This window comes from Sphingopyxis granuli NBRC 100800 (assembly GCF_001591045.1).
In the GTDB taxonomy this organism is placed as follows: Bacteria; Pseudomonadota; Alphaproteobacteria; order Sphingomonadales; family Sphingomonadaceae; genus Sphingopyxis; species Sphingopyxis granuli.
Map to the genome: position 1 here is coordinate 1 of NZ_BCUA01000010.1, position 24,295 is coordinate 24,295.

Consider the following 24,295-nt stretch of genomic DNA (forward strand, 5'->3'; position numbering starts at 1 on the left):
GGCGCTGACGCGCATCACGCGGCGCAGCGCCCGCCCGCTCGACCCCAGGGCGCCCGATCCGGTGCCGCTGTGGCGCGCGGCGGTGCCGGGCGACGTCCCGCCGCTGCGCGGCCGCGCGCTCGGTCCCGGCTATGTTCGCGGCACGCTGGCGCCCGGGGCGGCGACGCAGCTCGAACAGCTCTTCCTGTCGGGGCAGGCGGCGACGGTCGCCGCCAATTCGCGGCCGCGGGACGACCTGCGGCTGCGGCTTTACGACGCCGCAGGCAAGCTGGTCTGCGAACGCGCGCCGGCGTCGGCGCGCGACTGCCGCTTCACGCCGGTCTTCACGCAGCGCTATCGGATCGAACTCAACAACGCGGGCGCCGCAGCCGCGCGCTATTATCTGGTGGTCGATTGAGGCCGTCACGGGGACCAAAAGGGGGGACGCAATGACCAGGGGAATGGGCAAGAGGCCCGCGCGCGCGGCGCTGTTGGCGGTGGGCCTGGCATGGAGCGCCGCCGCGTCGGCCGCCCCCGCCGCCGCGCCTGACCGCACAAGGCTCGACACGCTGATCGCGCGTTTTGAGGCTGCCGATTCGGAAGCCGATCCCGCCGCCTATCGTGCCGCCGCGGCCGATGCGCTCGTCGAGGCGCGCCGGCTCTATCCCCCGGACCATCCCGAAATCGCCGCGCGCTCGCTCTACGTCGCGATGGGACGCGCGGCGGCCGGGGAGATGGACCAGGCGCTTGCCGAGGCGGACCGGATCATCCTGATCCTCGCCGCCGCCCCCGCCTATCGCGCCGACTGGCGCAACGCGCTGAACCTGCGCGCCTATATCCTCAATTTCAAGGGCGATCACGCCGCGTCGCTGGCGATCAACGAGCGGCTGGTCGCCGACTATGCCGCCAATCCCGCGGGCGTCGCACCGCGCGATCACGCCACCACCCTGTCCAATCTCGCCGCCTCCTATCTGGAGCATGGGCGGCTCGACGATGCGCTGGCGCGCAACGCCGAAGCGATCGCGGTCGGCCTGACGCTGAATCCGGTGCCGGGCGACGTCGCGATCTGGAACGCCAATCGCGTCGTCTATCTCTATTCGTCGGGGCGTACGGAGGAAGCGATCGCGACCGCGCAGGAGGCGATCGGACGCCTCGGCAACGCGATCGGGGCCGATCACCCGATGATGGCCAACCTCTATGCCAATCTGGGCGCGATCCTGTTCCGGCTGAACCGGCCGCACGATGCGATGCCGATGATCCGCCGCGCCTATGAGCTGATCGAGAAAGCGGGCGGCGGCCCCAACCAGAACAGCGCGGCGATGCGCGTGCAGTTCGCGCAGGCGCTGATCCGCGCCGGCCAATATGACGACGCCATCGCCTTTCTCGACGCCGCGACGCCGATCATCGACGCGCAGCTCGGCGCGGAGAGCGACCGCGCGCTCGCCGCGCGCGACACGCGGCTGATCGCGCTGATCGCCACCGGCCATGGCGCCGAGGCGGCGGCGCTGGCGCGCGACCTGATCGCGATCCGCGACGCGCGTCTGCCGGAGGGGCATCGCGACCGCGCCAACGCCCGCGACAATCTGGCGAAGGCGGCCTTCGCGAACGGCGACTGGGCCGCGGCGGCGGGCGCCGCGCGCGAAGCGGTGGCGCTGCGCACCGGGATGCTGCCGCCCGACCATCCCGACCTGCTGCTCGGCCGCGCGCTGCTGCTGCGCGCCGAGGATCGCGGCGATGCCCGGCCGGCCACCGATCTGGTCGCCGACGCGCGCGCGCTGTTCGACGCGCTGACCGGCAATGCCCATCTCGCGCGCGGCTCGGCGCAGGCGGAGCGGCAGCGCCCGGCCTATGGCTGGCTGGCGGAGATTTTCGCGCGGCGCGGCGCGGTCGAGGACGCGTTCGAGGCGCAGCAGTGGGCGGCGCGCAGCAGCCTCGACGATGCGCTCGCCGTCGCCGCCAGCGAACGCGCCGCCGCCGCCGATCCGGCGCTGGCCGCCATCGCGGGGGAGCGCCGCCAGCTCCTCGCCGCGCGCCAGGGACTGGAAGCGAAGCTCGACGCCAATCTGATGCGCCCGGATGCCGCCTTCGACCTCGCCGGCCTGACCCGCGAGCTGGACGGTAACCGGCAGGCGATCGCCGCGCTCGACGCCACGCTGACGCCCGATCAGCGGGCGGCGCTCCTCTTCATGCCGTCGCGGCTGGCGGATCTCGAAGCAGCGGGTTCGCGCGCGGCCGCAACCGTCATGATGACCGACCTTGGCGGACCCTGGCTCGTCACCGCGGCCGGCGGCGGCAAGACGCAGCAATATCTGATCGCCGCCGACGCACCGATCGACGCGCTCGTCGGCCGGTTGCGTGCCTCGATCGACGCGGGCGAGAAGGACACCTTCGACCGCGCTGCCGCCGCCGAACTTCATGCCCGCCTCTTTCCCGGCGCGACGGCAAAATGGCTCGCCGCGACGCGCAGGCTGGCCGTGATCGCCAACGGATCGCTCGGCGCCCTGCCGTTCGGGCTGCTCGTTCCCGACGTCGGGAAGCCCGGCTATCTGGCCGACCGGACGACGGTCAGCCGGATGGTGCGCGCGCCGCGCGCGGGCGACGCCGCGCCCGATGCCGGGCCGGCGGACGCGGTGCTGATCGGCCTCGGCGGGGTCGAGAGCGGGCGCGCCGGGACGCTGATGGCGATGCGGTCGGCAGGGACGGCGCGCGCGATCGACGAGCTGCCCGCACTGCCCGGCGCGCCGCGCGAACTGGCGGCGCTGGCCGCGGCGCTGGGCGATGACGGCGCGCGGCTGCTGATCGGCGACGACGCGACCGAGGCGCAGCTTCGGGCGATGCCGGTACCGCAGGGCGCGGTGCTCGCCTTCGCCACCCACGGCCTGCTGTCGGGCGAGCTCGACGGGCTCGACGAACCCGCGCTACTGCTGACCCCGGCGGGCGGCGACGATGGCCTGCTCAAGCCCAGCGAGATCGGCGGGATGACCCTGCCGGCCCGGCTCGTCATCCTGTCGGCGTGCAACACCGCGGGGGCGGCGGGAACCGACCGACCGCAGCTGTCGGGCCTCGTCGAGGGCTTCTTCCTCGCCGGCGCCGAGCGGGTGATGGCCAGCCACTGGCCGGTCCGCGACGATATCGCGCGGCGGCTGTCGGTCGGTATGGTCAAGGGGATGCGCGCGGGCGAGGATCCCCCCGCCGCGCTGCGCGCCGCCATCGCGGCGGTCCGCACCGGCCGCGACGGCGAAGCCCGCGCCGATCACCCCGCGCTCTGGGCCCCCTTCGAGCTCTTCTCGCGCTGAACGGGTGCGGGCCGCAGCCGCATTCTGTGGATTGACCGGCGCCCGCTTTGGCGGCAAAGGCGACGCATCGCGAAGGCAACTGTAAAACGCGCCGTAAAGCGGCGCGCGAAATAAAACGGTTGAGCCTTTGAAACGCGGGTGTAGCTCAATGGTAGAGCAGAAGCTTCCCAAGCTTACGACGAGGGTTCGATTCCCTTCACCCGCTCCATCTTGATGACTGCGCGCGGGCGCTGATGGTTGAAAAAGCCCAGAAAACTGACTATTTTTGGGCATTCTCTGGCTCCCGGTGATTGCCGATGGTCGCGCGCTTCGGCGACCGCGACGCCGCAACGTTCGGCGCCTTCGTCGCGGCGGCCTTCGGCCTGCTCGCGTCGCGATGCTACGCCGCCTGCCGCGCGTCACGCGATCGGCGGGCGAGACGGGCGATCAGATGCCGCCGTCGGTCACCGCATAGCCCGCCGCCTCGATCGCCACGGTGAGCGCCGCGACGCAGGCGGCGACGGCGGCGGCGTCGGTCGAGCGGATGACGAAATTGGCGCCGGTGCGTCCCTCGCGGAAAAAGGGATAGCTGCCGATCGCGACGCCGGCATGATCGCGCTCGGCCGCGCGCAGGACATCGGCGATCTCGCTTTCAGGCGCCCAGGCGCCGATTGTGCGCGCGACTAGCGGCGCGCCCCCCTCCAGCGTGCCGGTCAGCGCATCGAGCATCCCCGCGGTGATGTGCGGAACCCCCGCCATCAGGAACAGGTTGCCTAGCCTGATGCCGGGCGCGCCCGACATGCGGTTGGGGATCAGTTCGGCGCCATCGGGAACGCGCGCCATGCGCAGCCGCGCCTCGGTCAGCCCGCCGCGCGTGGTGTAATAGCGTTCGAGGATCGCGCGCGCCTCGGGATGGATCACCACCGCGACCCCCAGCGCCTTCGCCACCGCGTCGACGGTGATGTCGTCGTGCGTCGGCCCGATGCCGCCGGTGGTGAAGACATAGTCGTAGCGTGCGCGCAACGCGTTCAGCGCGTCGCCGATCTCTGCCTCGTCATCGGGGACGATGCGCACTTCGCGCAGGCGAATCCCCTGCACGTCGAGCCAGGTCGCGATCTGCGCGACATTCTTGTCCTGGGTGCGGCCGGAGAGGATTTCGTCGCCGATCACCAGCACGGCGGCGGTCCAGATGCGTTCGTCGCTCATCCCCTTGCCTTAGCCTGCTGCCATGACAAAACAAGGGTGCCGGATATGCCATGAAAGGAAGGTGCGCGATGGCCGCCGAACTGATCTTCTACACCAACCCCATGTCGCGCGGGCAGATCGTCCGATGGATGCTCGAAGAGGTCGGCGCGCCCCATGAAACGCGGCTGCTCGACTATGGGACGACGATGAAGGGCGCCGATTATCTGGCGATCAATCCGATGGGCAAGGTTCCGGCGATCGTCCATGCCGGCAGGACCGTCACCGAATGCGCGGCGATCTGCGCCTATCTGGCCGACGCCTTTCCGGACGCGGGCCTGGCCCCCGCGCCGGTCGATCGCGCCGATTATTACCGCTGGCTCTTCTTCGCCGCCGGGCCGCTCGAACAGGCGATCACCGCGAAGCAGTTCGGGTTCGAACCCGAGGCCGATCAGCAACGGATGGCGGGTTTCGGCTCGCTCGCATCCGTGCTCGACGCGCTGGAGGGCGCGGTCGCGGGCAAGGCCTTCGTCGCTCGCGACCGCTTCAGCGCCGCCGATGTCTATGTCGGCAGCCAGATCGACTGGGGTCTGCAATTCGGCACCATCCCATCGCGCCCGGCGTTCGAAGCCTATGTCGCGCCCCTGCGCGAGCGCACGGGCTACAAGCGCGCGAAGGAGATCGACAATGCGCTGATAGCGGAAATGCGGGCGGCGGGGCCGGCCTGAGCGCCACGCCCGACCCGAAAGAAAAAGCCCGGCGGATCGCTCCGCCGGGCTTTCTCCTTTTGCCTCGTGCGTCCGCTTATTCGCGGTTGCCCAGCAGGTTGAGCAGGAAGGTGAACATGTTCACGAAGTCGAGGTAGAGCGTCAGCGCGCCCATCACCACCGACTTGCCGACGAAATCGGTCCCGCGGACATAGAAGTACATGCTCTTGATCTTCTGCGTGTCATAGGCGGTCAGGCCCGCGAAGAGCAGGACGCCGATGATGCTGATCGCCAGGCTCAGCGCGCTCGACTGGACGAACAGGTTGATCAGCATCGCCACCAGGATGCCGACCACGCCCATGATCAGGAAGGTGCCGAAGCCCGACAGATCCTTCTTGGTCGTATAGCCGTAGAGGCTGAGGCCCAGGAAGGCCGCGGCCGTCGCAAAGAAGGTCGTCGCGATCGACGTCTGGGTAAAGGCCAGAAAGATCGTCGACATCGACAGGCCCATGATCGCGGCATAAGCCCAGAACAGCGCCTGCGCCGCGCCGGTCGACAGCTTGTTGATGCCGAAGCTCAGCACCATCACGAACGCCAGCGGCGCCAGCATCACCACCCACATCAGCGGGCTGCCGACCAGCGACAGCGTGAAGCCCGTCGAATAGGCTAGCATTGCGACGATACCGGTCAGCAGGACGCCCGATCCCATATAGTTGTAGACCGACAGCATGTACGACCGCAGGCCGGCATCGACGGCCTGATCCATCCCGCGCGCGGTGCCAGGAAAGCCGGACGCCGCCATATTGGGGTCGTTCCAATTAGCCATTGTTGTTACTCCATATCTGGCCAGGGCATACCGGCCATGGGGGCAATATCGGCATTTCGCGCCGCCGTTTCAAGCGAAACCGGACAAGACGCCATCGGACATTCCCCGCCGCGCCCGCTGCCGCGCGACGAGCGGGATGGCATCGGCCGCCGCCCGGCCTATGCTGGCGCCATGTCCACGCATCGCCTGTTCGTCGCCCTGCGCCCACCGCGCCCGATTCGCGCGATGCTGCTCGCGGCGATGCACGGCGTTTCGGCGGCGCGCTGGCAGGACGACGACCAGTTGCATCTCACCCTGCGCTTCATCGGCGAGGTCGACCACCATCGCGCCGAGGACATCGCCGCGGCGCTCGGCGGCCTGCACGCCTCCGCCGTGACCGCACGCATCGCCGGGGTCGGACTGTTCGAACGGCAGGGACGAGCGCACACGCTATGGGCCGGCGTCGAGCCGCATGCGCCGCTCGCCGCGCTGCATCGCAAGGTCGACCAGCGCCTCGCGCGCGTCGGTCTCGCCCCCGAACCGCGCGCCTTCGTGCCGCACATCACCATCGCGCGCCTGAACCGTGCGGCGGGGCCGGTCGCGGCCTTCCTCGCGCAACACGGCGATCTGGCGAGCCCCGCCTTCGCCTTCGACCATGTCGTCCTCTACGAAAGCGAACTCGGCCATGACGGCTCGCGCTATCATCCGGTCGCGCGCTATTCGCTCGAACCATAGGTCGCGACCAGCGCGGCGGCCACTGCGCTGACATCGTCCCAGGTCGCGGCAAAACCATCCTCCGCGCCATAATAGGGATCGGCGACGCTTTGCCCCGCGCGCCCCGGGACAAGATCGAGCATCAACGCCAGCCGCGCCCTCGCGTCGATCGGCATCAGTGCGCGCGCATCGCGCAGATTGGCCGTATCCGCGGCGAGAATCAGGTCGAAGCGCCGGAAATCCAGGCGCCCGAGCTGGCGGGCGCGCAGGTCGCCGATGTCGATCCCGCGCCGGCGCGCCTCGGCCTGCGCGCGCGGATCGGGCGCGCGGCCGACATGCCAGTCGCCGGTGCCCGCCGAATCGAGCGCCGCCTCAATCTGCGCCGCGGCAAAGGCCGCGCGCGCCGCCCCCTCCGCCAGCGGAGAGCGGCAGATGTTGCCGAGGCAAAGAAAAAGGATTGCGGGCCGGTCGGTCATGGTCTGTGCTGGCTCCTGGAAAGAAAATAAAGTTGAACCGGTTTTCAACTTTGCGCGCCCCCATGGCTCTGCTAGCGAAGGCGACAAAGCGATAACGGGTCAGGGAGAGGCTTGCCAGATGGTCGAAACCGCGCGCGACACAGAATCGACCGCCGGCGCTGCGCCGCTGCCCCCATCGCGCTCCTATGCCTGGTATGCGCTCGGCATCCTCTTTCTCGTCTATGTGCTCAATTTCATCGACCGGCAGATCATCACGATCCTCGCGCCCGACCTGAAGCGCGACCTCGGGCTCGACGACGCCGATATCGGCTTTCTCTACGGCACCGCCTTCGCGGTCTTCTATGCGCTGTTCGGAATCCCGCTCGGCCGGCTCGCCGACGCCTGGCACCGCGTCCGGCTGCTCACCGCCGGCCTCGCCATCTGGTCGGCGATGACGGCAGTATCGGGGCTCGCGGCGAACAAGTTCCAGCTTGCCGGGGCGCGCATGGGGGTCGGCATCGGCGAGGCCACCGCCAGCCCCTCGGCCTATTCGCTGATCTCCGACCTGTTCCCGAAGAATATGCGCGCGACCGCGCTCGCCATCTATTCGGCCGGGCTCTATTTCGGCGGCGGCATTTCGCTGATGATCGGCGGCTTCATCGTCGAAGGCTGGAACGAAGCCTATCCGCAGGGCGGCCCCTTCGGGCTCGTCGGCTGGCAGGCGGCGTTCATGGCGGTCGGCATCCCCGGTCTGCTGCTCGCCGCGTGGGTCGCGACGCTGCGCGAACCGGTGCGCGGGCTGGTCGACGGCGTGCCGACCCAGCCTTCGCCGACGCCGTTCAAGGGCTTTTTCGAAGAATTATACGCGGTGATCCCGCCCTTCACCATCCTATCGGCGATGGCGCGCGGCGGGCGGGCGCTGGCGATCAACCTCGGCGCGGCGGCGCTGCTCGCGCTCGGCGCGCTGGCGATGATCCGGCTGACCGGCGCGACGCTGCAATGGATCTGCATCGCCTTCGGCTATTACGCGGTCTTTTCCTGGGCCAGTTCGCTGCGCAGCCGCGACGCCCCGACCTTTCGCCTGATCTGGGAATCGAAGGCGTTCCTCGCCACCATCCTCGGCTATGGCACCGTCGCCTTCATCTCCTATGCGTCGAGCGCCTTCGCGCCGGTCTATGCGCTCGAGGCGCTCGGCGAGGATGCCGGTACGGTCGGTTTCTGGGTCGGCGGCTCGGGCGCGCTCGCCGGCTTCCTGGGGGTCATCCTCGGCGGACGCATGTCGGACCGCTTGCGGTTGCGCAACGAAGCGGGCCGCATCCTCGTGGTCGCCTTCGGCCTGATCGCGCCGATCGTCCCGATCGTGATCGCCTTCACGACGCCGTCGACGCCCGGCAACGGCGATTTCATCCGCTTCACCGTCTTCGCCTCGCTGGGCGGCCTGCTCGCCAGCAGCGCGCTCGGCGCCGCAGCGGCGACGACGCAGGACCTCGTCCTGCCGCGGATGCGCGGCACTGCGACCGCGACCTTCTTCCTCGCGACGACGCTCGTCGGCCTCGCGCTCGGCCCCTATATGGCCGGACAGGTGTCGGCGATGACCGGCAGCCTGTCGACCGGGGTGCTGTCGACGCTGGTCATCGTGCCTTTCGGCCTCGTCGCGCTCGTCATCGCCTATCGGCGCGTTCCCGACGCCGCCGCCCACGTCATCGAGCGAGCGCGCTCGGCGGGCGAGCCGGTTTAGAGAGTGGTCATCCTCGAACAGGGCATCGCCGTGTCCCCGCGCAGGCGGGGACCACGAGCGTCATGACGCCTGCGCAGGCCTTTCGCCGCTCTGGGTTCCCGCCTGCGCGGGAGCACAAGGCTCAGCAAATTTAGATGATCACGCCTCGGGTGTGGGGCAAGACCGATAGGCAGGGCGCGGAAACCGGGCCGATGCGCTCAGCCCGCCGGTGTCGCGATCACGCCGCAGGCGACGCGCCCGCCGCTGTTGCCCGCCGGGTCGGTCCGCATGTCGTCAGGGCCGGCGTGGATGACGAACGCCGCGCCATCGGCGTCGAGCAGCCCGCCCTCGCCGGTCAGCCGCGATCCGACCATGTGCAGCGTCGCGCGACCGATCATGCCCGATTCGACGACCAGATTGGGCAGGTCGCCATGGTGGGCACCCATCGGATTGTCGCGGCCGTGCTGCGCGCCGGTCGGGTTCCAGTGCGGTCCGGCGCTGCTGAAATCGGGCGCCGCGCACTGTCCGACCGCATGGACATGCATGCCATAGGTGCCCGGCCCGAAGCCGCGTGCCACGACCTCCAGCCGTAGACCGGACGAATCGCGGAAGATGTCGACGCGCCCGCGGTCCGCGCCGCGCGCGTCGCGCAGTTCGGCATAGGCATCGGGCGTCGGGAGGTTGCTCGACCCGCCTTTGTCCGTCGTGGCGCACCCCGTCAGCGCCAGCGCGCCGAGCGCGACCGTGCTCCAGACCAGACTATGCGCGATCCGCCGATGCTCGATCATTCCGATGCTCCCTTGCTGCCACGGTGCCACCCGCGTGGACGGACGGCTTCGGTCCGCGATCATGCCCTCATTCGGCGCTGCTTCCAATAGCGATATGGCGGAAACCGTGCCGCAGCACCTCGTCGCGGCGATAGATATTGCGCAGGTCGACGAGCAGGCGATCGGCCATGACCCCGCCGAGCCGGTCGAAATCGAGCGCGCGGAACGCATCCCATTCGGTGACGATCGCGACCGCATGCGCGCCGTCAGCCGCGGCATAGGCGCTCTGCTGCATCTCGACCTCGGGCATCATCGGCGCCGCGATGACCATGCCTTCGGGATCGTAGGCCGTCACCCGCGCGCCCGCGTCGAGTAGCGTCTGGACGATCGCGAGGCTGGGCGAATCGCGCATGTCGTCGGTGTTCGGCTTGAAGGTCAGGCCGAGGAGCGCGACGGTCTTGCCGCGCGCGCTGCCGCCCATCGCCTGGACGATCTTGCGACCCATCGCGCGCTTGCGAAGATCGTTCGCCTGCACCGTCGCCTCGACAAGGCGCAGCGGCACGTCGTGATCCTGCGCGGTCTTGAGCAGCGCGAGCGTATCCTTGGGGAAGCAGCTTCCGCCATAGCCCGGCCCGGCGTGGAGGAATTTCGCGCCGATGCGGTTGTCGAGCCCGATGCCGCGCGCGACGTCCTGCACTTCGGCGCCGACCGCCTCGCACAGATCGGCGATCTCGTTGATGAAGGTGATCTTGGTCGCGAGGAAGGCATTGGCGGCATATTTGATCATTTCCGCAGTGCGGCGGCGCGTGACGAGAATCGGCGCCTCGTTGAGGAACAGCGGGCGATAGACTTCGCGCAGCACCGCCTCGCCGCGCGCATCCTCGGTGCCGATCACGATGCGGTCGGGGCGCTTGAAGTCGCCGATCGCCGCGCCTTCGCGCAGGAACTCGGGGTTGGAAGCGACGCTGTGCGCGCGCGTCGGCGCGCTCTCGCGCAGGATGCGTTCGACTTCATCACCGGTGCCGACGGGGACGGTCGACTTAGTGACGATCACGCAGCCATGGTCGAGCGTTGCGGCCAGTTCCTCGGCGGCGCCGAAGACATAGGACAGGTCGGCGTGGCCGTCGCCGCGCCGCGACGGCGTGCCGACCGCGATGAACACCGCGTCGGCACCGGCGACGGCCGTCGCCAGATCGGTGGTGAAGGACAGGTGCCCCGCCGCGACATTGGCGGCGACGAGCGCGTCGAGACCGGGCTCGTAGATCGGCATACGGCCCGCGTGCAGCGCATCGATCTTGCTTTCGTCCTTGTCGACGCAGACGACATCGTGCCCGAAATCGGAGAAACAGGCCCCGGAAACCAGACCGACATAGCCGGTTCCGATCATGGCGATTTTCATGGGCGCTTACCTCTTATCCTAACTGCCGTGGGATGCCCCGCACCGGTGCGGGCGGGATGGCGCGTCCTTAAGGCGAAAAGACGCAAAGAAAAAGGGCCGCGAATGGCTTCGCGGCCCCGTTCTCTTTGCGGCTCGCGCCGATCAGCGATCAGAAGGCGCGGGCATATTGCTCGTTGCCGACGAAGCCGAGCTTGCCGACGCCACTGCGCTTGATGACGGCCATCACGCGATCGACGACGATATAGCGAGCATAGGGATCGGGCTGCACCTGCAGCTCGGGCTCGACCGGCAATGTCTTGGTCTGCTCAAGATACTGGGTGAGCTGCGCCAGATCGACCGGCGTGCCGTTCCAGGTGATCGTCCCGGCCGGGTCGATCATGATCTTGTTTTTTTCCGGATCGACATTGGTCGGCGCGTCGTTGGGCACCGGCAGGTCGATCTTCACCGCGTGGGTCTGGACCGGGATGGTGATGATGAACATGATGAGGAGCACGAGCATGACGTCGATCAGCGGCGTCATGTTCACTTCCATCATCGGTTCGTCATTGCCGTCTTCCCTCACAGCTGCGGACATGGCGTTATTCCTTCAAACTAGGGGGGATCGCGCCTTTAGAGGCGGCCCAGCGTGGCCGAACCAGGCGCAGGCTCGGAAATGAACCCGATCTTCTGGAAACCGGCATATTGCATCGTGTAGATCACCCCGCCGATGCACTGGTACGGCGTGTTGACGTCGCCGCGGATATGCACTTCGGGGAAATTCTCTTCGGTAATGTTCTGCACGCCGCCGATCTTCTCGATCAGATCCTCGAGCTTCTTCTGCCCGCGTTCGAGCAGCTGCCGCGAATCGACCGGGGTCCGGCCCCAATAGACTTCGCACGACGCGCTGTCGGCGTTGGGCTGGCCATCGCCGTCGGTGTCCGCCGAGCGGACCGAGATATTGACGTTCTCGGGCTTGGTCGTCGTGGGTTCGAAAGGCACGTCGGGCAGTTTGAGGTTCACCGTCTCCAACACCACGGGAACCGTGATGAGGAAGATGATGAGCAGCACCAGCATGATGTCCACGAGCGGAATCACGTTGATTTCCGACATCGGGGCCTCATCGCTAATTTCACCTACACTCATCGCCATAGGATCAGCATCCTGTCACAAATTGATTTCGTGGGACGACCCGGCGCCCGCCGACCTGCCCTGACGGCAGGAGCGCCGGACGCCGGTTCGCCGAATCCTCAGGCCTTCTTCGGCGCCGCAGCCGGAGCAGCCGGCTTGCCGGCCGGGGCGGGCGCGACGGGGCGCACCTGGCCGCCCGACATGATCGAGCCGAGAACGTCGTTCGAGAAGGTCGACAGGCTGCGCGAGATCGCCTTGTTGCGGCTCTGCAGCCAGTTGAAGGCGAGCACCGCGGGAACCGCCACGATCAGACCGATCGCGGTCATGATCAGCGCTTCACCGACCGGGCCAGCGACGGTGTCGATCGAGGCCTGGCCCGACGCGCCGATCTTCACCAGCGCGCGGAGAATACCGATAACCGTACCGAACAGGCCGACGAACGGCGCGGTCGAACCCACGGTGGCGAGGAAGGACAGGCCGCCGTTGAGCTTCGAGTTGATGTGGCCCTGCGACCGCTCGAGCGTGCCGTGCATCCAGTCGTGCGCCTCGATCGGGTTGGTCAGCTTGCCATGCTCTTCATGCGCACGCAGGCCGTCCTCGACCACCTGGCGGTAGGCACTGTTCTTCTCGAGCTTCGCGGCGCCCTCGGCGAGCGTCGGTGCGCGCCAGAAATTGGCGGTGACCGTCTTGCCCTGGCTCATCACCTTGTTCTGCTCGAACAGCTTGGTGAACAGGATGTAGAGCGATCCGACGAACATGATCAGCAGCACGAGGAAGGTGAGCTGCGACACGATGCCGCCTTCGCACAGCGCCGGGATGAGGCCGTAGGGGCTCTCGCCCTCGCCGACGGTGCACATCGATGCCGGCATCAGGGTCATCCCCGTCGGGGCATGGCCACCCGCCGCAGCGGCATTTGCGATCAGATTAAGCATTGGTTATTCCCTCTCAAAAATCGTGATATTCATGAAAGCTGATGTTGCCTGTGGCCGACACGCGCAGGATTACTGCGGAATCTGCCACCGGATACGGTTGCTGTAGGAGCCGCCCTTCGGATTGCCCTCGCGGTCCTTGCCCGGGTTGAAGCGGGCGCGGCGCGTGATGAGCTTGCAGGTCTCCGCATCGAGGTCGGAATGGCCGCTCGACGAGGTCACGTCGCACGAGGTCACGCGACCGTCGGCGCCGTAACTGACGCGGAAACCCGTGGTGCCTTCGCGGCCTTCACGCATTGCGCGCGCCGGATAGTCGTCGTTGGTCGCCCAACGCCCGGGGTTGCCCTTCGGCGTCCCTTCCTGGCTGAGATCGGGGGCCGGCGGAGCCGGCGGAGCCGCAGGCGGAACATAGATCGGCGGCGGCGGAGCCGGCGGAGCCTTCGGCACCGACTGGATCACGTTCGACGTCACCGGCGGCGGAATCGGCGACGGAGGCGTCACCACCGGCGGCGGCGGCGGAAGCTTGTTGTCCGGCGGCGGCGGCGGCGGCGGTTCTTCCGGCGGCGGCGGTTCGTTGACGTCCACGACGTCCAGTTTCTCGGCGAGTTTCTTGACGATGCTGATATTCAGGCCGTTGACCAGGCCATAACCCAGAACTGCCGTAAACAGACCAACCAAGACAATCGCCACTACCCTGTTTTTAGGGTCGACATTATCACCATAAGCCATTCAGGGACGACGCTCCTTGCTAGATCATCCTGACACCAAAAATCCTTCCCGACGGGTTGGGTTGCCAACATGCCCGGATAATTTCCGATCCATTCCGCGAGACCCGACGGTTAGCAGCCGGCATGTTCTGTTCTTGCCGGACGCTTCGTCGCCCGTCCTATCGTGGTGGCGGCAAGTTCGCAAACCCTTTATCAGCGGTTAATGTGCCATAGCCCAATGCAGGGTTTCCGCGCGCCTTTCGAGCGCCCCGACAAACAGAAACGGATCGATCCATGCGCATGACTCCGCCCGCCATCGCCGCTCTCCTCGCTTTGATAAGCTCCGGAATCTCTAGCGTTTTTGCCATGGAGAAACCAGCACCCGCGGTCGCCGCCGTCGCCAGTCCCTACAGCTATGCGGACCTCGCCGACCTTGCCGTCGCGGCGCCGATGGCGATCCACGCGCGCATCCGGAAGGCCGCGGCGCTGAAGCCCGAACAGGCCCCGGGGCTCGCCGCGGGCCATGTGCGATTCTTCATCGAAGCCGATGTGGTCAGCCTGATTCGCGGCTCCGGACCGCTCGCCGCGCGCATCTCCTACCTCGTCGACCTGCCGCTCGCGGCGAACGGCAAGGCGCCGAAGCTGAAGAGCAAGCAACCCGTCCTGATCTTCGCGCGCCCGGTCGCAAGCGGCACGACGACCGACACCGGCAGCGTCCGCCTCGTCGCGCCCGACGCGCAGCTCGCGTGGGACCCCGCGACCGAGGCGCGGCTGCGCGCGATCCTGACCGAACTCGTCAAGCCCGGCGCCCCGCCCGCGATCACCGGCATCGCCAACGGCTTCCACGTCCCCGGCACGCTACCTGGCGAGGGCGAGACGCAATTGTTCCTCAACACCGCGACGGGCGATCCGGTTTCGCTGACCGTCATCACCGCCGCCGATGGATCGCGCCGCTGGGCGGCCGCCTTCGGGGAGATCGTCGACGGGTCGGCGGCGGTGCCGCGCCGCGACACGCTCGCCTGGTACCGCCTCGCCTGCGGCCTGCCCAAGGCGCTGCCGCTCGACAAGCTGGCGGGCACCGCGCCCGAGGACCGCAAGAAGACCGCCGCCGACTATGCGATGATCCTCGGCGCGCTCGGCGAATGCACGCGGACCCGCGCACCCGTCGGCGGCTGATGCCGCGTAGCCGCCGCTACGGCGCGAACAGAAATTCTATCGCGCTTGTTCCCTTGTTTCCGCCGGAAAAGCCGATAGGGGGCGCTGGCAACGGCGGGCGATGGCCCGCGCCATCGACGGAGTAGCCGCATGTCCCCCCTTCCCTCTCCCACCGCGTCCCGCCCCCCGCTGCGCGTGGCGCTGGCGGGCATCGGCGTGGTCGGCGGCGGCGTCGTCCGGCTGCTCGAGGCAAACCGCGAGCTGATCGCGCGCCGCGCCGGGCGGGCGATCGAGATCGTCGCGCTGTCGGCGCGCGACCGCCACAAGGACCGCGGCGTCGACCTGTCGGCCTATCGCTGGGAAGACGACATGGGCGCGCTGGTCACTGCCGACGATGTCGATGTCGTCGTCGAGATGGTCGGCGGCGCCGACGGCCCGGCGCTGACCCTCGCGCGCGCCGCGCTCGGCGCGGGCAAGGCGCTCGTCACCGCGAACAAGGCGATGATCGCGCATCACGGGCTGGACCTCGCGCGACTGGCAGAGGAACGCGACACGCCGCTCAAATATGAAGCCGCGGTCGCGGGCGGCATCCCGGTGATCAAGGCGCTGCGCGAAGGCGCGTCGGCGAACCAGATCGCGCGCGTCTACGGCATCCTCAACGGCACCTGCAATTATATCCTGACGCTGATGGAGCGCGAGCGCGCGAGCTTCGCCGACGCGCTCGCCGACGCGCAGGCCGAAGGCTATGCCGAGGCCGACCCGACCTTCGACGTCGACGGCATCGATGCCGCGCACAAGCTGTCGATCCTCGCCGCGCTCTGCTTCGGGACGAAGCTCGATATCGGCGCGGTGACCGCGACCGGCATCCGCGGCCTGATCGCGGCGGACATCCGCGAGGCCGAGGCGCTCGGCCATCGCGTGCGGCTGATCGGCATGGCCGAGCGCGACGAGACCGGCCTCTATCAGCATGTCCAGCCGTGCCTCGTGCCCGCCGACCACCCGCTCGCCTATGTTCCCGGCGCGCTCAACGCCGTAGTGGCAGAGGGCAATTTCGTCGGCCGCCTGTTCTTCGAGGGCGCGGGCGCGGGCGCGGGGCCGACGGCATCGGCGATCGTCGCCGATATCATCGACATCGCACGCGACGAATATGGGCCGGCCTTCGCGATGCCGGTCGACGCGCTCGATCGGGCCGCCACCGCCGACGCGGGCGCGCGCGTCGGCAAGCATTATGTTCGCCTGGTCGTCGAGGACCGCATCGGCGTCCTCGCCGAGATCGCGACGGCGATGCGCGACGCGGGTGTGTCGATCGAAAGCTTCATCCAGCGCGGCGACGATGCGGACGGCGGCGTTGTGATTGCGCTCGTCACCCACGCCGGCCCGGCCAGCGCGATCCACGCGGCGCTGGCGACGCTGTCGGCGTCGGACCACGTCGTCGGGACGCCGATGCACATGCCGATACTGGCGCTCTGACACGCCGGAGGCGTGCGGGAAAATCTCACGCGAAGGCGCGAAGAAGTCGCTCTTGCCGCGAAGCGGCTTTTTGTCCAGCCGTGCGGCAAGACGCGCCGCTGAAGGAAAAGGGGGCCTTACGGCCCAACTCTTCTCCTTCGCGTCTTCGCGTGAAACCCATATGGCGCGGTGCCGACCACATGCGCCGGCACCGGAAGGCTCATCACCCAGCTGGCAGGGAAAGCCGTCAAGGCGGCTTCGAATCGGGCGAAGCCTTCTCGACAAGCGGCGCGGGCGACCATATGGCGCGCAGCAGGCCCGCGCGGCGCGACACGGATACAGACGGAGAGTCAGGACAATGACGAACAGCAGCAGCAACCTCGACCGGGTGCTCGTGCTCGAAATGGTGCGCGTCACCGAAGCCGCGGCGATCGCCGCTGCGAAGCTGATCGGGCGCGGCGACGAAAAGGCCGCCGACGCCGCCGCGGTCGAGGCGATGCGCGCGGCCTTCAACACGCTCTATATGGACGGCACCGTCGTCATCGGCGAGGGCGAGCGCGACGAGGCGCCGATGCTCTATATCGGCGAGAAGGTCGGCGCCGCCCCCGGCAAGGGGCCGAAGATCGACATCGCGCTCGACCCGCTCGAAGGCACGACGATCACGGCAAAGGCCGGTCCGAACGCGCTCGCGGTGCTCGCGATCGCCGAGGAAGGCTGCCTGCTCAATGCACCCGACGTCTATATGGACAAGCTGGCGGTCGGCCCCGGCTATTCGCCCGACATCGTCAACTTCGACAACAGCGTGCGCGAGAATGTCGAGGCGGTCGCGCGCGAAAAGGGTGTCGCGCCCGCCGACATCATCGTCTGCGTCCTCGACCGGCCGCGCCACGAGGCGCTGATCGCCGAGCTGCGCGCGATCGGCTGCGGCGTCGCGCTGATCCCCGACGGCGACGTCGCCGGCGTGATCGCGACGACCAACCCCGAAACCAACATCGACATCTACATGGGGTCGGGCGGCGCGCCCGAGGGTGTGCTGGCGGCGGCGGCGCTGCGCTGCGTCGGCGGCCAGTTCAAGGGCCGGCTGCTGTTCCGCAACGACGACGAGCGGCAGCGCGCGCGCAAATGGGGAATCGAGAATCTCGACCGCGTCTACGACCTTCAGGATCTGGCGAAGGGCGATGTGATCTTCGCGGCGACCGGCGTCACCGACGGATCGCTGCTGCGCGGCGTCAAGCACCGCCGCGGCGGCATCCTGACCACTGAAAGCATCGTGATGCGCGCCTCTTCGGGCACCGTGCGCTGGGTCAAGGGCGAACACCGCGAGGGGTGAGCGACTCATTCTCCCTTCCAGCTTGCGGGAAGGAGCGTTGCTTTTTCAGAAAATCCCCGCCGCCAGCCCCTCGGCCAGTGCGGCGCCCAGATCGCGCGCTTCGGCCAGCCGGTCTTCGGGGATCGTCTTGGGCGCGAGGATCGCCTCGGGCGTCTGCGCGTCGGTATTGACGATCAGCGGATCGGCGACACGCCGCAGCCGCCAGCCGGTGGCGATGCGGTCGAGCTGGCGCTGCGCATTCTCACCGTCCGATCCGGCGCAGACGATCGTCGCATAGGGCCGCCCCTCCAGCCGGCCGAGGCACGGATAATAGCAGCGGTCGAACATCTCCTTCATCGTCCCCGACAGCGCCGCGAGATTTTCGGGGCCGACGAACAGATAGCCCTGCGCCGCCAGCAGGTCGGCCTGCTCCGCCCGTTCGGCGGGGACCAGCCGCGCCGCCACGCCGCCGCCTTCCGCCGCCGCTTCGGCCAGCGCGCGGCTGCCGCCGGTTCGGCTGTGCCAAATGACAAGAAGTTTGCATTTCGACATCGGCGAATCCTCTACGCGGGGCGCGGCGCACGGGGGCATCGGCTTGCCAACTCCCCGGGCGGGGCGCAAGCTGGACGAAAAGCGAGGGGAGGATGCGATGAAGCGTGCGATCGGCCTGATACCAATGCTGCTGTGGGCGAGCGGCGCGGTGGCGCAGGACGCGGCGAGCGAGGCGACCCGCGCGGCGCAAACCGAACTAGCCGCGCGCCTGCCGCTGAACGACCCCGCCGACATGACGAACGCGACCCGCGGCAAGATCGCCGAGATCGCGGACGGCGTGATCCTCGGCAAGGATGGCCGAATCGTCTGGGATCGCCGCCCCTATGCCTTCCTCGCCGCCGACCAAGCGCCCGATACGGTCAATCCCTCGCTGTGGCGGCAGGCGCGGCTCAACGCGGTGCACGGCCTGTTCGAGGTGGTGCCCGGCAAGATCTGGCAGGTGCGCGGCTACGACATCTCGGTGATGACGATCATCCGCGGCGAATCGGGCTGGATCGTCGTCGATCCACTGCTGACCGAAGAGGCGGCGGCGGCGGGCTGGAAGCTGTTCGCCGACACCGTCGAGGCGAAGGCGGGCAAGCGGCCGATCCGCGCAGTCATCTTCACCCACAGCCACAGCGACCATTTCGGCGGCGTCGGCGGCGTCGTCACGCCTGAACAGGTGCGCCGGGAGAATATCCGCATCATCGCCCCGCACGGCTTTTCGGAGGAAGCGACCGCGGAGAATGTCCTCGCCGGCAATGCGATGGGTCGCCGCGCGCTGTACATGTTCGGCGCGATCCTGCCGCCCGGCCCGACAGGGCAGGTCGACACCGGGCTGGGACCGAAGCTGTCGTCGGGCACCATCGGCTATATGGAGCCGACCGAGACGGTGCCCGCCGCGGGCGCAACGCTGACGATCGACGGGCTGGCGTTCGATTTCCTCGACGCCGCCGGCACCGAGGCGCCCGCCGAGTTCGTCTTCTATATCCCCGCCTACAAGGCGCTGCACACGACCGAAGTCGTCACGCACAACCTCCACAATATCCTGACGCTGCGCGGCGCGCAGGTGCGTGACGCGCTGCACTGGTCGAAGGTGATCGACGCGATGCTGCTCAAATGGGGCGGCACGGCCGAGGTCGCGCTCGCCTCGCACCACTGGCCAACCTGGGGGCAGGGCGCGGTGGCGAAATGGCTGGCCGACCAGCGCGACGCCTATCGCTACGTCCACGACCGCACGCTGTTCCTTGCCAACCGCGGCGCGACGCTCCACGAACTCGCCGACCAGACGGCCGAGGCGCCGGTGCAGGGCCGCGATTTCTCGACGCGCAATTATTACGGCACACTCAACCATAATATGAAGGCGACCTATCAGCGCTATTTCGGCTGGTGGGACGGTAATCCGGCGCATTTCAACCCGCTGCCCCCCGAACAGAGCGCCGCGAAATATGTCGCGCTCGCCGGTGGTCCCGACAAGCTGCTCGCCGCCGGGAAGGCGGCGATCGCGGCGGGCGATTATCGCTGGGCGGCCGAGCTGCTCGACAAGCTCGTCTTCGCACAGCCCGACAGTCAGGACGCGCGCGCGGCGCTGGCCTCAGCCTATGACCAGCTTGGCTATCAGGCCGAATCGGGGGCGTGGCGCAACTATTATCTCGCCGCCGCCGCGACGCTGCGTGGGACCGAGCTCGACACGCTCACCGGCAACGGCCAGAGCCGCAGCTTCGTCAGCGCGATTCCCACCGCGGTCTTCTTCGACGCGCTCGCGACGCGCTTCGACGCGGCAAAGGGCGCCGCGCTCGCCGGCACCTTCCAGTTCGTGCTGCCCGACAGCCGGGAAGCCGTCGCGGTGGTCGTCGGCGGCGGAGTCGAATTCCCGCGCCACGGCGTCACCGACCCCGCGCCGACCGCGACGATCACCATCGACCGCAAGACGCTCGACGACGTGATGCTGGGGCAGGCGCAATTCCCGGCGCTGCTCCAGTCGGGTGCGATCCGCATCGACGGCGACCGCGCCGCCTTCCTGTCGTGGTTCGCGCTGCATCCGCCCGCCGATCCGCGCTTCAATGTGGTTGTGCCTTAAGGGCGCATGCGCCTATCGAGGGGGATGAGCGACGCCGCCATCCCCCACCCCACCGACCCCTTCGCGCCCGAGGCGATCAACGCCGTCGACGGGCTGACGCCGGTCGATCCCGCCTTTCGCCACGTGCTGCGCATCGCGACGCTGCTCAACGCGCTGCCGCTGGCGATCGCCGCGATGCTGGCCGACATCTTCCTCGTCCGCGCGATCGACGGACCCTATGGCCTGCTGACCGTGCTCGGCTGGCTGCTCGGCGCGCTGGCGGTCGCCATCCTGCCGTCGCGGCGCGCGCAGCGCTGGGGCTACCGCGTCGGCGAGGGGCAGCTTCGCGTCGCGCACGGCTGGCTGTTCCGCACCGACACGATCGTCCCCTTCGTCCGCGTCCAGCATATCGACGTCGGGCAGGGCCCGGTCGAGCGCTGGTTCGGTCTCGCGCATCTGGTCGTCCACACGTCAGGCACCCACAACAGCACGGTGACGCTGCCCGGCCTGCCCGCTGACCTTGCCGCGGCGATGCGCGAGACGATCCGCCGCCATATCCACACCGATTTCGCATGACCGACGCAGCCGCCCCGCCCACCGCGGAAGCCGAGCCGCACTGGCTGCGCCTCCACCCCGCGACGCTCGCGCTGTCGATCGCGAAGCTCGGGCCGCGCTCGCTCAATTTCCTGCCCGCGATCGCGGCGCTGGGGGTCACCGGCAACTGGGCCTATATCGTGCCGGCCTTCCTGCTCTTCCTGCTTTTCTCACTGCTCGCGGCCTGGCTTCACTGGTTACGCTTCCGCTTCGCGGTGGGGGCGGACGAAGTCGTCATCGAAAGCGGCGTGCTGGCGCGCCAGCACCGCACCATCCCCTTCGATCGCATCCAGGACGTCAGCATCGAGCAGGGATTGATCGCCCGCGTGCTCGGCATCGCGAAGGTCGAGTTCGAGACCGGGGCGGGCGGCGGCAAGGACCATGACGCAAGCCTCGACGCGGTCGGTCTTGACGCTGCGGAAGCGCTGCGCGGCGTAATCCGCGCGCACCGCAGCGAACTGGCCACTGCGCTTGCCCCCGCCGATGCGCCGGGCGCGGAGGATCGGCTGCTCTTCGCGATGGGGCCGCGCCGGCTGCTAATCGCCGGGCTGTTCAACTTCTCGCTCGCGGCGCTCGCGGTCTTTGGCGCGGCCATGCAGTTCTTCGACAATCTGCTGCCCTTCGACTTCAACATCTTCAACCCGGTCGACTGGATCGATGTCGCCGAAGCCTACGGCCTCGACGCCTGGCTCGTCGCGCATCGCTGGGTCGCCGGGCTGGGCGCGGCGATCTCGCTGCTCTTCATCGGCTTTGCCGGCGGGGTCGCGACGATGTTTTTCACCAACTGGGGTTTCCGCCTGACGCGCGAACCGCGCGCACTGCGCCGCACCCGCGGGCTGACGACGCGCACCGACGTCGCGATGCCGGTGCGCCGCGTGCAGGCCGCGATCCTCGTCACCGGCTGGCTGCGCGAGCGGTTCGGCTGGCACGAGCTGCGGCTCCAGAGCCTGGCAAGCGACGGCGGGAAGGAGCGCGACCACCAGGTGGTGCCCTTCGGCACGCTGCGCGAAATCGATCCGGTGCTCGCGACCGTGGCGATCGATCGTCCGCCTGGGGAAACACGCTGGGAACGCAGTCACCATATCGTTGCGCTCGGGGGGCTGCTCGGCGCCGTGATAGCCGCGGTCGGCGGCGCGGTGGCGATCGCGCGCGGCGAACCGCTCGGCAGCCTCGCGATTGCGGCGGCCGTCCTTCTGGCGCTGGCCGCGTTGGTCGGCGCGCGCTTCCGCCTGTGGGCCGACCTCGGCGATCGGGTCGCGATCCGCCGCGGCTGGTGGAAACCGAAGCTGACCCTGCTGCCCCACGCCTCGGTGCAGAGCATCGACCTCAGGACCGACTTCGTTCTCCGCCCGCTCGGCCTCGCGACGCTGGTGTTCGGGGTACCCGGCGGCAGCGCGCTCGGCAGCCATGCGATCCCCGCCATCCCGGTCGGCATCGCGCAGGCGCTGCGCACGCGCATCCTCGCGGCGGGAGGCGCGGCATGACCGACACCGCGCTCGGCATCGCGCGGTCCATTCTCGGCCAGCCGTGGCGCTGGCGGCGGACCAGCGCACAGATGGGCGGCGAAAACCTCGCCCCCGACGATCTCGTCGCCCAGCTCCTGCTCGCGCGCGGGGTGCCGCGCGACGATATCGAGCGCCAGCGGGCGCCGACATTGCGCGCCTTCATGCCCGACCCGTCGTTGTTCCGCGACATGGACGCCGCCGCCGCGCGGCTCGCCGACGCGGTCGAGGCGCGCGAGGCGGTCACCGTCTTCGGCGACTATGATGTCGACGGCGCGACCTCGGCGGCGCTGCTCGTCCGCCTGCTGCGCGCGCTCGACGTCCCCGTCGGCGCCTATATCCCCGACCGGCTGATGGAAGGCTATGGCCCCTCGGGCGCCGCGCTGGTCCGGATCGGCGCGGCCGGATCGCGGCTCGTCGTCACCGTCGATTGCGGCGCGCAGGCCTTCGACGCGATCGCCGAGGCCAAGGCCGCGGGGGTCGAGGTGATCGTCGTCGACCATCACCAATGCGCGACGACGCTGCCGCAGGCCTTCGCCGTCGTGAACCCCAACCGGCTCGACGAGGCTCCCGACGCGGCACTCCACGGCAATCTCGCTGCGGTCGGGGTCGCCTTCCTGCTCGGCGCGGCGCTGCTCCGCACGCTGCGCACGCGCGGCTTCTTCGGATCGCGGCCCGAACCCGCGCTGATCGACCTGCTCGATCTCGTTGCACTCGGCACCGTCGCCGACGTCGCGCGGCTGACCGGCTTCAACCGTGCGCTGGTGACGCAGGGACTGAAGGTGATGGCACGGCGCGGCAACATCGGACTCGCGGCGCTGATGGACGCGGCGCGGCTCACCAAGCCTCCGACCGCGAGCGACATGGGCTTCGCACTCGGCCCGCGCATCAACGCCGGCGGCCGCGTCGGCAAATCCGACCTCGGTGTGCGGCTGCTCACCACCTCGGACCCGCAAGAGGCGGCCGATATCGCGCAGGAACTGAACCGCCTGAACGAGGAGCGCCGCGCGATCGAGGCCGCAGTGCTCGACCAGGCGATCGAGGCGAGCGCCGCCTGCGCCAACGCTCCCGTCGCGCTCGTCGCCGCATCGGGCTGGCACCCCGGCGTGATCGGCATCGTCGCGGGGCGGCTCAAGGAACGGCTGCACCGCCCCGCGATCGTCGTCGCGCTGGGCGACGACGGCATCGGCAAGGGGTCGGGCCGCTCGATCGCTGGCGTCGACCTCGGCGCTGCGGTGCTCGCCGCGAAGGAGACGGGGCTGCTCGTCGCAGGGGGCGGTCACGCGATGGCGGCGGGACTGACCGTCGCCGCCGACCGCATCGACGCGCTCGGCGCCTTCCTAAGCGACCGGCTCGCCGCCGACGTCGAGCGGGCGAGCGGCGACAAGGCGCTGCTGATCGACGCCGTGCTCGCGCCGCGCGGCATCAGCCCGCTGTGGTGCGAAGCGATCGACAGCGCGGGGCCCTATGGCGCCGGCTGGCCCGCGCCGCGCGTCGCGACCGGCCCGGTGCGTATCGTCGAGGCGGGGATCGTCGGCACCGATCACCTGCGCCTGATCGTCTCCGGCGACGACGGTGCGCGTTTCAAGGCGATCGCCTTCCGCAGCGCCGAAAGCCTGCTCGGCCAGACGCTGCTCCACGCGCGCGGCGGCCGCAAGCTGTGGCTCGCAGGCCGCGCGAAACGCGACGACTGGGGCAGCCGCCCCGCCGCCGAACTGCACCTCGAGGATGCCGCCTGGGCCGACTGACCGACGCCGGCGATATTTCTGCCCTGCCGGCCACCGGCGCGCTTGACCGCAGGAACACGCGCGTCTAAGGCGCCGCTTCACCGACTGACGGCCCCTTCGTCTAGCGGTCTAGGACGTCGCCCTTTCACGGCGAAAACACGGGTTCGAGTCCCGTAGGGGTCACCATTGGCGAGTTTTCGCCGTTCTGGGATCATGAAGCGATCCC

At 69.1% G+C, this 24,295-nt stretch carries 22 protein-coding genes and 2 tRNA genes; 14 read left to right on the forward strand and 10 right to left on the reverse strand.

Features of this window, described 5'->3' with window-relative positions:
• The 3 genes from SGR02S_RS20205 to SGR02S_RS04090 all read left to right on the forward strand — a co-directional run.
• The coding region (locus tag SGR02S_RS20205) for a hypothetical protein (protein WP_067105940.1) at positions 1–397 on the forward strand (397 nt) is incomplete at its 5' end.
• Positions 398–428: 31 nt separating this feature from the next.
• Complete coding sequence (locus SGR02S_RS04085; protein WP_169799634.1) at positions 429–3,275, forward strand: CHAT domain-containing tetratricopeptide repeat protein; 2,847 nt, start codon at positions 429–431, stop codon at positions 3,273–3,275.
• Between the two features lie 134 nt (positions 3,276–3,409).
• Positions 3,410–3,483, forward strand: a tRNA-Gly gene (locus SGR02S_RS04090).
• A 218-nt stretch (positions 3,484–3,701) separates the two neighbouring features.
• Here SGR02S_RS04090 and SGR02S_RS04095 read toward each other — a convergent pair.
• Positions 3,702–4,460, reverse strand: a complete 759-nt coding sequence (locus SGR02S_RS04095) for a competence/damage-inducible protein A (protein ID WP_067105944.1) — start codon at positions 4,458–4,460, stop codon at positions 3,702–3,704.
• Between the two features lie 68 nt (positions 4,461–4,528).
• Between SGR02S_RS04095 and SGR02S_RS04100 the strand changes: the two genes are divergently transcribed.
• A complete protein-coding gene (locus tag SGR02S_RS04100; protein ID WP_067105946.1) occupies positions 4,529–5,164 on the forward strand; it encodes a glutathione S-transferase family protein in 636 nt (211 codons plus the stop codon).
• Positions 5,165–5,240: 76 nt separating this feature from the next.
• On the opposite strand, the gene SGR02S_RS04105 is transcribed toward SGR02S_RS04100, so the two are convergent.
• Entirely contained in the window at positions 5,241–5,969 is a 729-nt protein-coding gene (locus SGR02S_RS04105; RefSeq protein WP_067105949.1) for a Bax inhibitor-1/YccA family protein, read from the reverse strand.
• 171 nt (positions 5,970–6,140) lie between these two features.
• On the opposite strand from SGR02S_RS04105, the gene thpR reads away from it, so the two are divergent.
• On the forward strand, positions 6,141–6,683 hold the full coding sequence (gene thpR / locus SGR02S_RS04110) for an RNA 2',3'-cyclic phosphodiesterase (protein WP_067106041.1): 543 nt from the start codon (positions 6,141–6,143) through the stop codon (positions 6,681–6,683).
• On the opposite strand, the gene SGR02S_RS04115 is transcribed toward thpR, so the two are convergent.
• Positions 6,665–7,138: a low molecular weight protein-tyrosine-phosphatase gene (locus SGR02S_RS04115; RefSeq protein ID WP_067105951.1), complete on the reverse strand. Its 474-nt coding sequence runs from the start codon at positions 7,136–7,138 to the stop codon at positions 6,665–6,667. The genes thpR and SGR02S_RS04115 overlap by 19 nt on opposite strands.
• A gap of 118 nt (positions 7,139–7,256) precedes the next feature.
• Between SGR02S_RS04115 and SGR02S_RS04120 the strand changes: the two genes are divergently transcribed.
• Positions 7,257–8,855: a spinster family MFS transporter gene (locus tag SGR02S_RS04120; protein ID WP_067105953.1), complete on the forward strand. Its 1,599-nt coding sequence runs from the start codon at positions 7,257–7,259 to the stop codon at positions 8,853–8,855.
• A gap of 197 nt (positions 8,856–9,052) precedes the next feature.
• On the opposite strand, the gene SGR02S_RS04125 is transcribed toward SGR02S_RS04120, so the two are convergent.
• From SGR02S_RS04125 to SGR02S_RS04150, 6 genes are all read right to left on the reverse strand, one after another.
• The gene (locus SGR02S_RS04125; protein ID WP_076077326.1) at positions 9,053–9,622 is read right to left on the reverse strand and encodes a superoxide dismutase family protein; all 570 of its coding nucleotides are present in this window, start codon (positions 9,620–9,622) and stop codon (positions 9,053–9,055) included.
• A 67-nt stretch (positions 9,623–9,689) separates the two neighbouring features.
• The gene (locus SGR02S_RS04130; protein ID WP_067105954.1) at positions 9,690–11,000 is read right to left on the reverse strand and encodes a UDP-glucose dehydrogenase family protein; all 1,311 of its coding nucleotides are present in this window, start codon (positions 10,998–11,000) and stop codon (positions 9,690–9,692) included.
• A gap of 148 nt (positions 11,001–11,148) precedes the next feature.
• Positions 11,149–11,574, reverse strand: coding sequence for an ExbD/TolR family protein (locus tag SGR02S_RS04135; RefSeq protein WP_067105956.1), 426 nt, complete (start codon positions 11,572–11,574; stop codon positions 11,149–11,151).
• Positions 11,575–11,609: 35 nt separating this feature from the next.
• The gene (locus SGR02S_RS04140; protein WP_067105958.1) at positions 11,610–12,128 is read right to left on the reverse strand and encodes an ExbD/TolR family protein; all 519 of its coding nucleotides are present in this window, start codon (positions 12,126–12,128) and stop codon (positions 11,610–11,612) included.
• Between the two features lie 98 nt (positions 12,129–12,226).
• The gene (locus SGR02S_RS04145; RefSeq protein ID WP_067106044.1) at positions 12,227–12,985 is read right to left on the reverse strand and encodes a MotA/TolQ/ExbB proton channel family protein; all 759 of its coding nucleotides are present in this window, start codon (positions 12,983–12,985) and stop codon (positions 12,227–12,229) included.
• Positions 12,986–13,108: 123 nt separating this feature from the next.
• Positions 13,109–13,765: an energy transducer TonB gene (locus SGR02S_RS04150; RefSeq protein WP_067105960.1), complete on the reverse strand. Its 657-nt coding sequence runs from the start codon at positions 13,763–13,765 to the stop codon at positions 13,109–13,111.
• Between the two features lie 344 nt (positions 13,766–14,109).
• On the opposite strand from SGR02S_RS04150, the gene SGR02S_RS04155 reads away from it, so the two are divergent.
• From SGR02S_RS04155 to glpX, 3 genes are all read left to right on the forward strand, one after another.
• Entirely contained in the window at positions 14,110–14,919 is an 810-nt protein-coding gene (locus SGR02S_RS04155) for a hypothetical protein (protein ID WP_067105962.1), read from the forward strand.
• A 129-nt stretch (positions 14,920–15,048) separates the two neighbouring features.
• Positions 15,049–16,368, forward strand: coding sequence for a homoserine dehydrogenase (locus tag SGR02S_RS04160; protein ID WP_067105964.1), 1,320 nt, complete (start codon positions 15,049–15,051; stop codon positions 16,366–16,368).
• Between the two features lie 337 nt (positions 16,369–16,705).
• A complete protein-coding gene (gene glpX / locus SGR02S_RS04165) occupies positions 16,706–17,677 on the forward strand; it encodes a class II fructose-bisphosphatase (RefSeq protein ID WP_067105966.1) in 972 nt (323 codons plus the stop codon).
• 45 nt (positions 17,678–17,722) lie between these two features.
• Here glpX and SGR02S_RS04170 read toward each other — a convergent pair whose 3' ends face one another.
• Complete coding sequence (locus SGR02S_RS04170) at positions 17,723–18,208, reverse strand: NAD(P)H-dependent oxidoreductase (protein ID WP_067105968.1); 486 nt, start codon at positions 18,206–18,208, stop codon at positions 17,723–17,725.
• A gap of 97 nt (positions 18,209–18,305) precedes the next feature.
• Here SGR02S_RS04170 and SGR02S_RS04175 point away from each other — a divergent pair, with 97 nt between their 5' ends.
• The 5 genes from SGR02S_RS04175 to SGR02S_RS04195 all read left to right on the forward strand — a co-directional run bounded on the left by SGR02S_RS04175 (position 18,306) and on the right by SGR02S_RS04195 (position 24,255).
• Positions 18,306–20,267 (forward strand): alkyl/aryl-sulfatase, encoded by a 1,962-nt coding sequence (locus SGR02S_RS04175; protein WP_067105970.1) that lies wholly within the window; start codon positions 18,306–18,308, stop codon positions 20,265–20,267.
• 24 nt (positions 20,268–20,291) lie between these two features.
• Positions 20,292–20,822 (forward strand): PH domain-containing protein, encoded by a 531-nt coding sequence (locus SGR02S_RS04180; RefSeq protein WP_067105972.1) that lies wholly within the window; start codon positions 20,292–20,294, stop codon positions 20,820–20,822.
• Complete coding sequence (locus SGR02S_RS04185) at positions 20,819–22,324, forward strand: PH domain-containing protein (RefSeq protein WP_067105974.1); 1,506 nt, start codon at positions 20,819–20,821, stop codon at positions 22,322–22,324. The genes SGR02S_RS04180 and SGR02S_RS04185 overlap by 4 nt, the downstream gene beginning before the upstream one ends.
• Positions 22,321–24,090 carry a single-stranded-DNA-specific exonuclease RecJ gene (gene recJ, locus SGR02S_RS04190; protein WP_067105976.1) on the forward strand — a complete coding sequence of 590 codons (1,770 nt, stop codon included), beginning with the start codon at positions 22,321–22,323 and terminating at the stop codon, positions 24,088–24,090. Before SGR02S_RS04185 ends, recJ begins: the two co-directional genes overlap by 4 nt.
• An 89-nt stretch (positions 24,091–24,179) precedes the next feature.
• Positions 24,180–24,255, forward strand: a tRNA-Glu gene (locus SGR02S_RS04195).
• Positions 24,256–24,295: the final 40 nt, after the last annotated feature.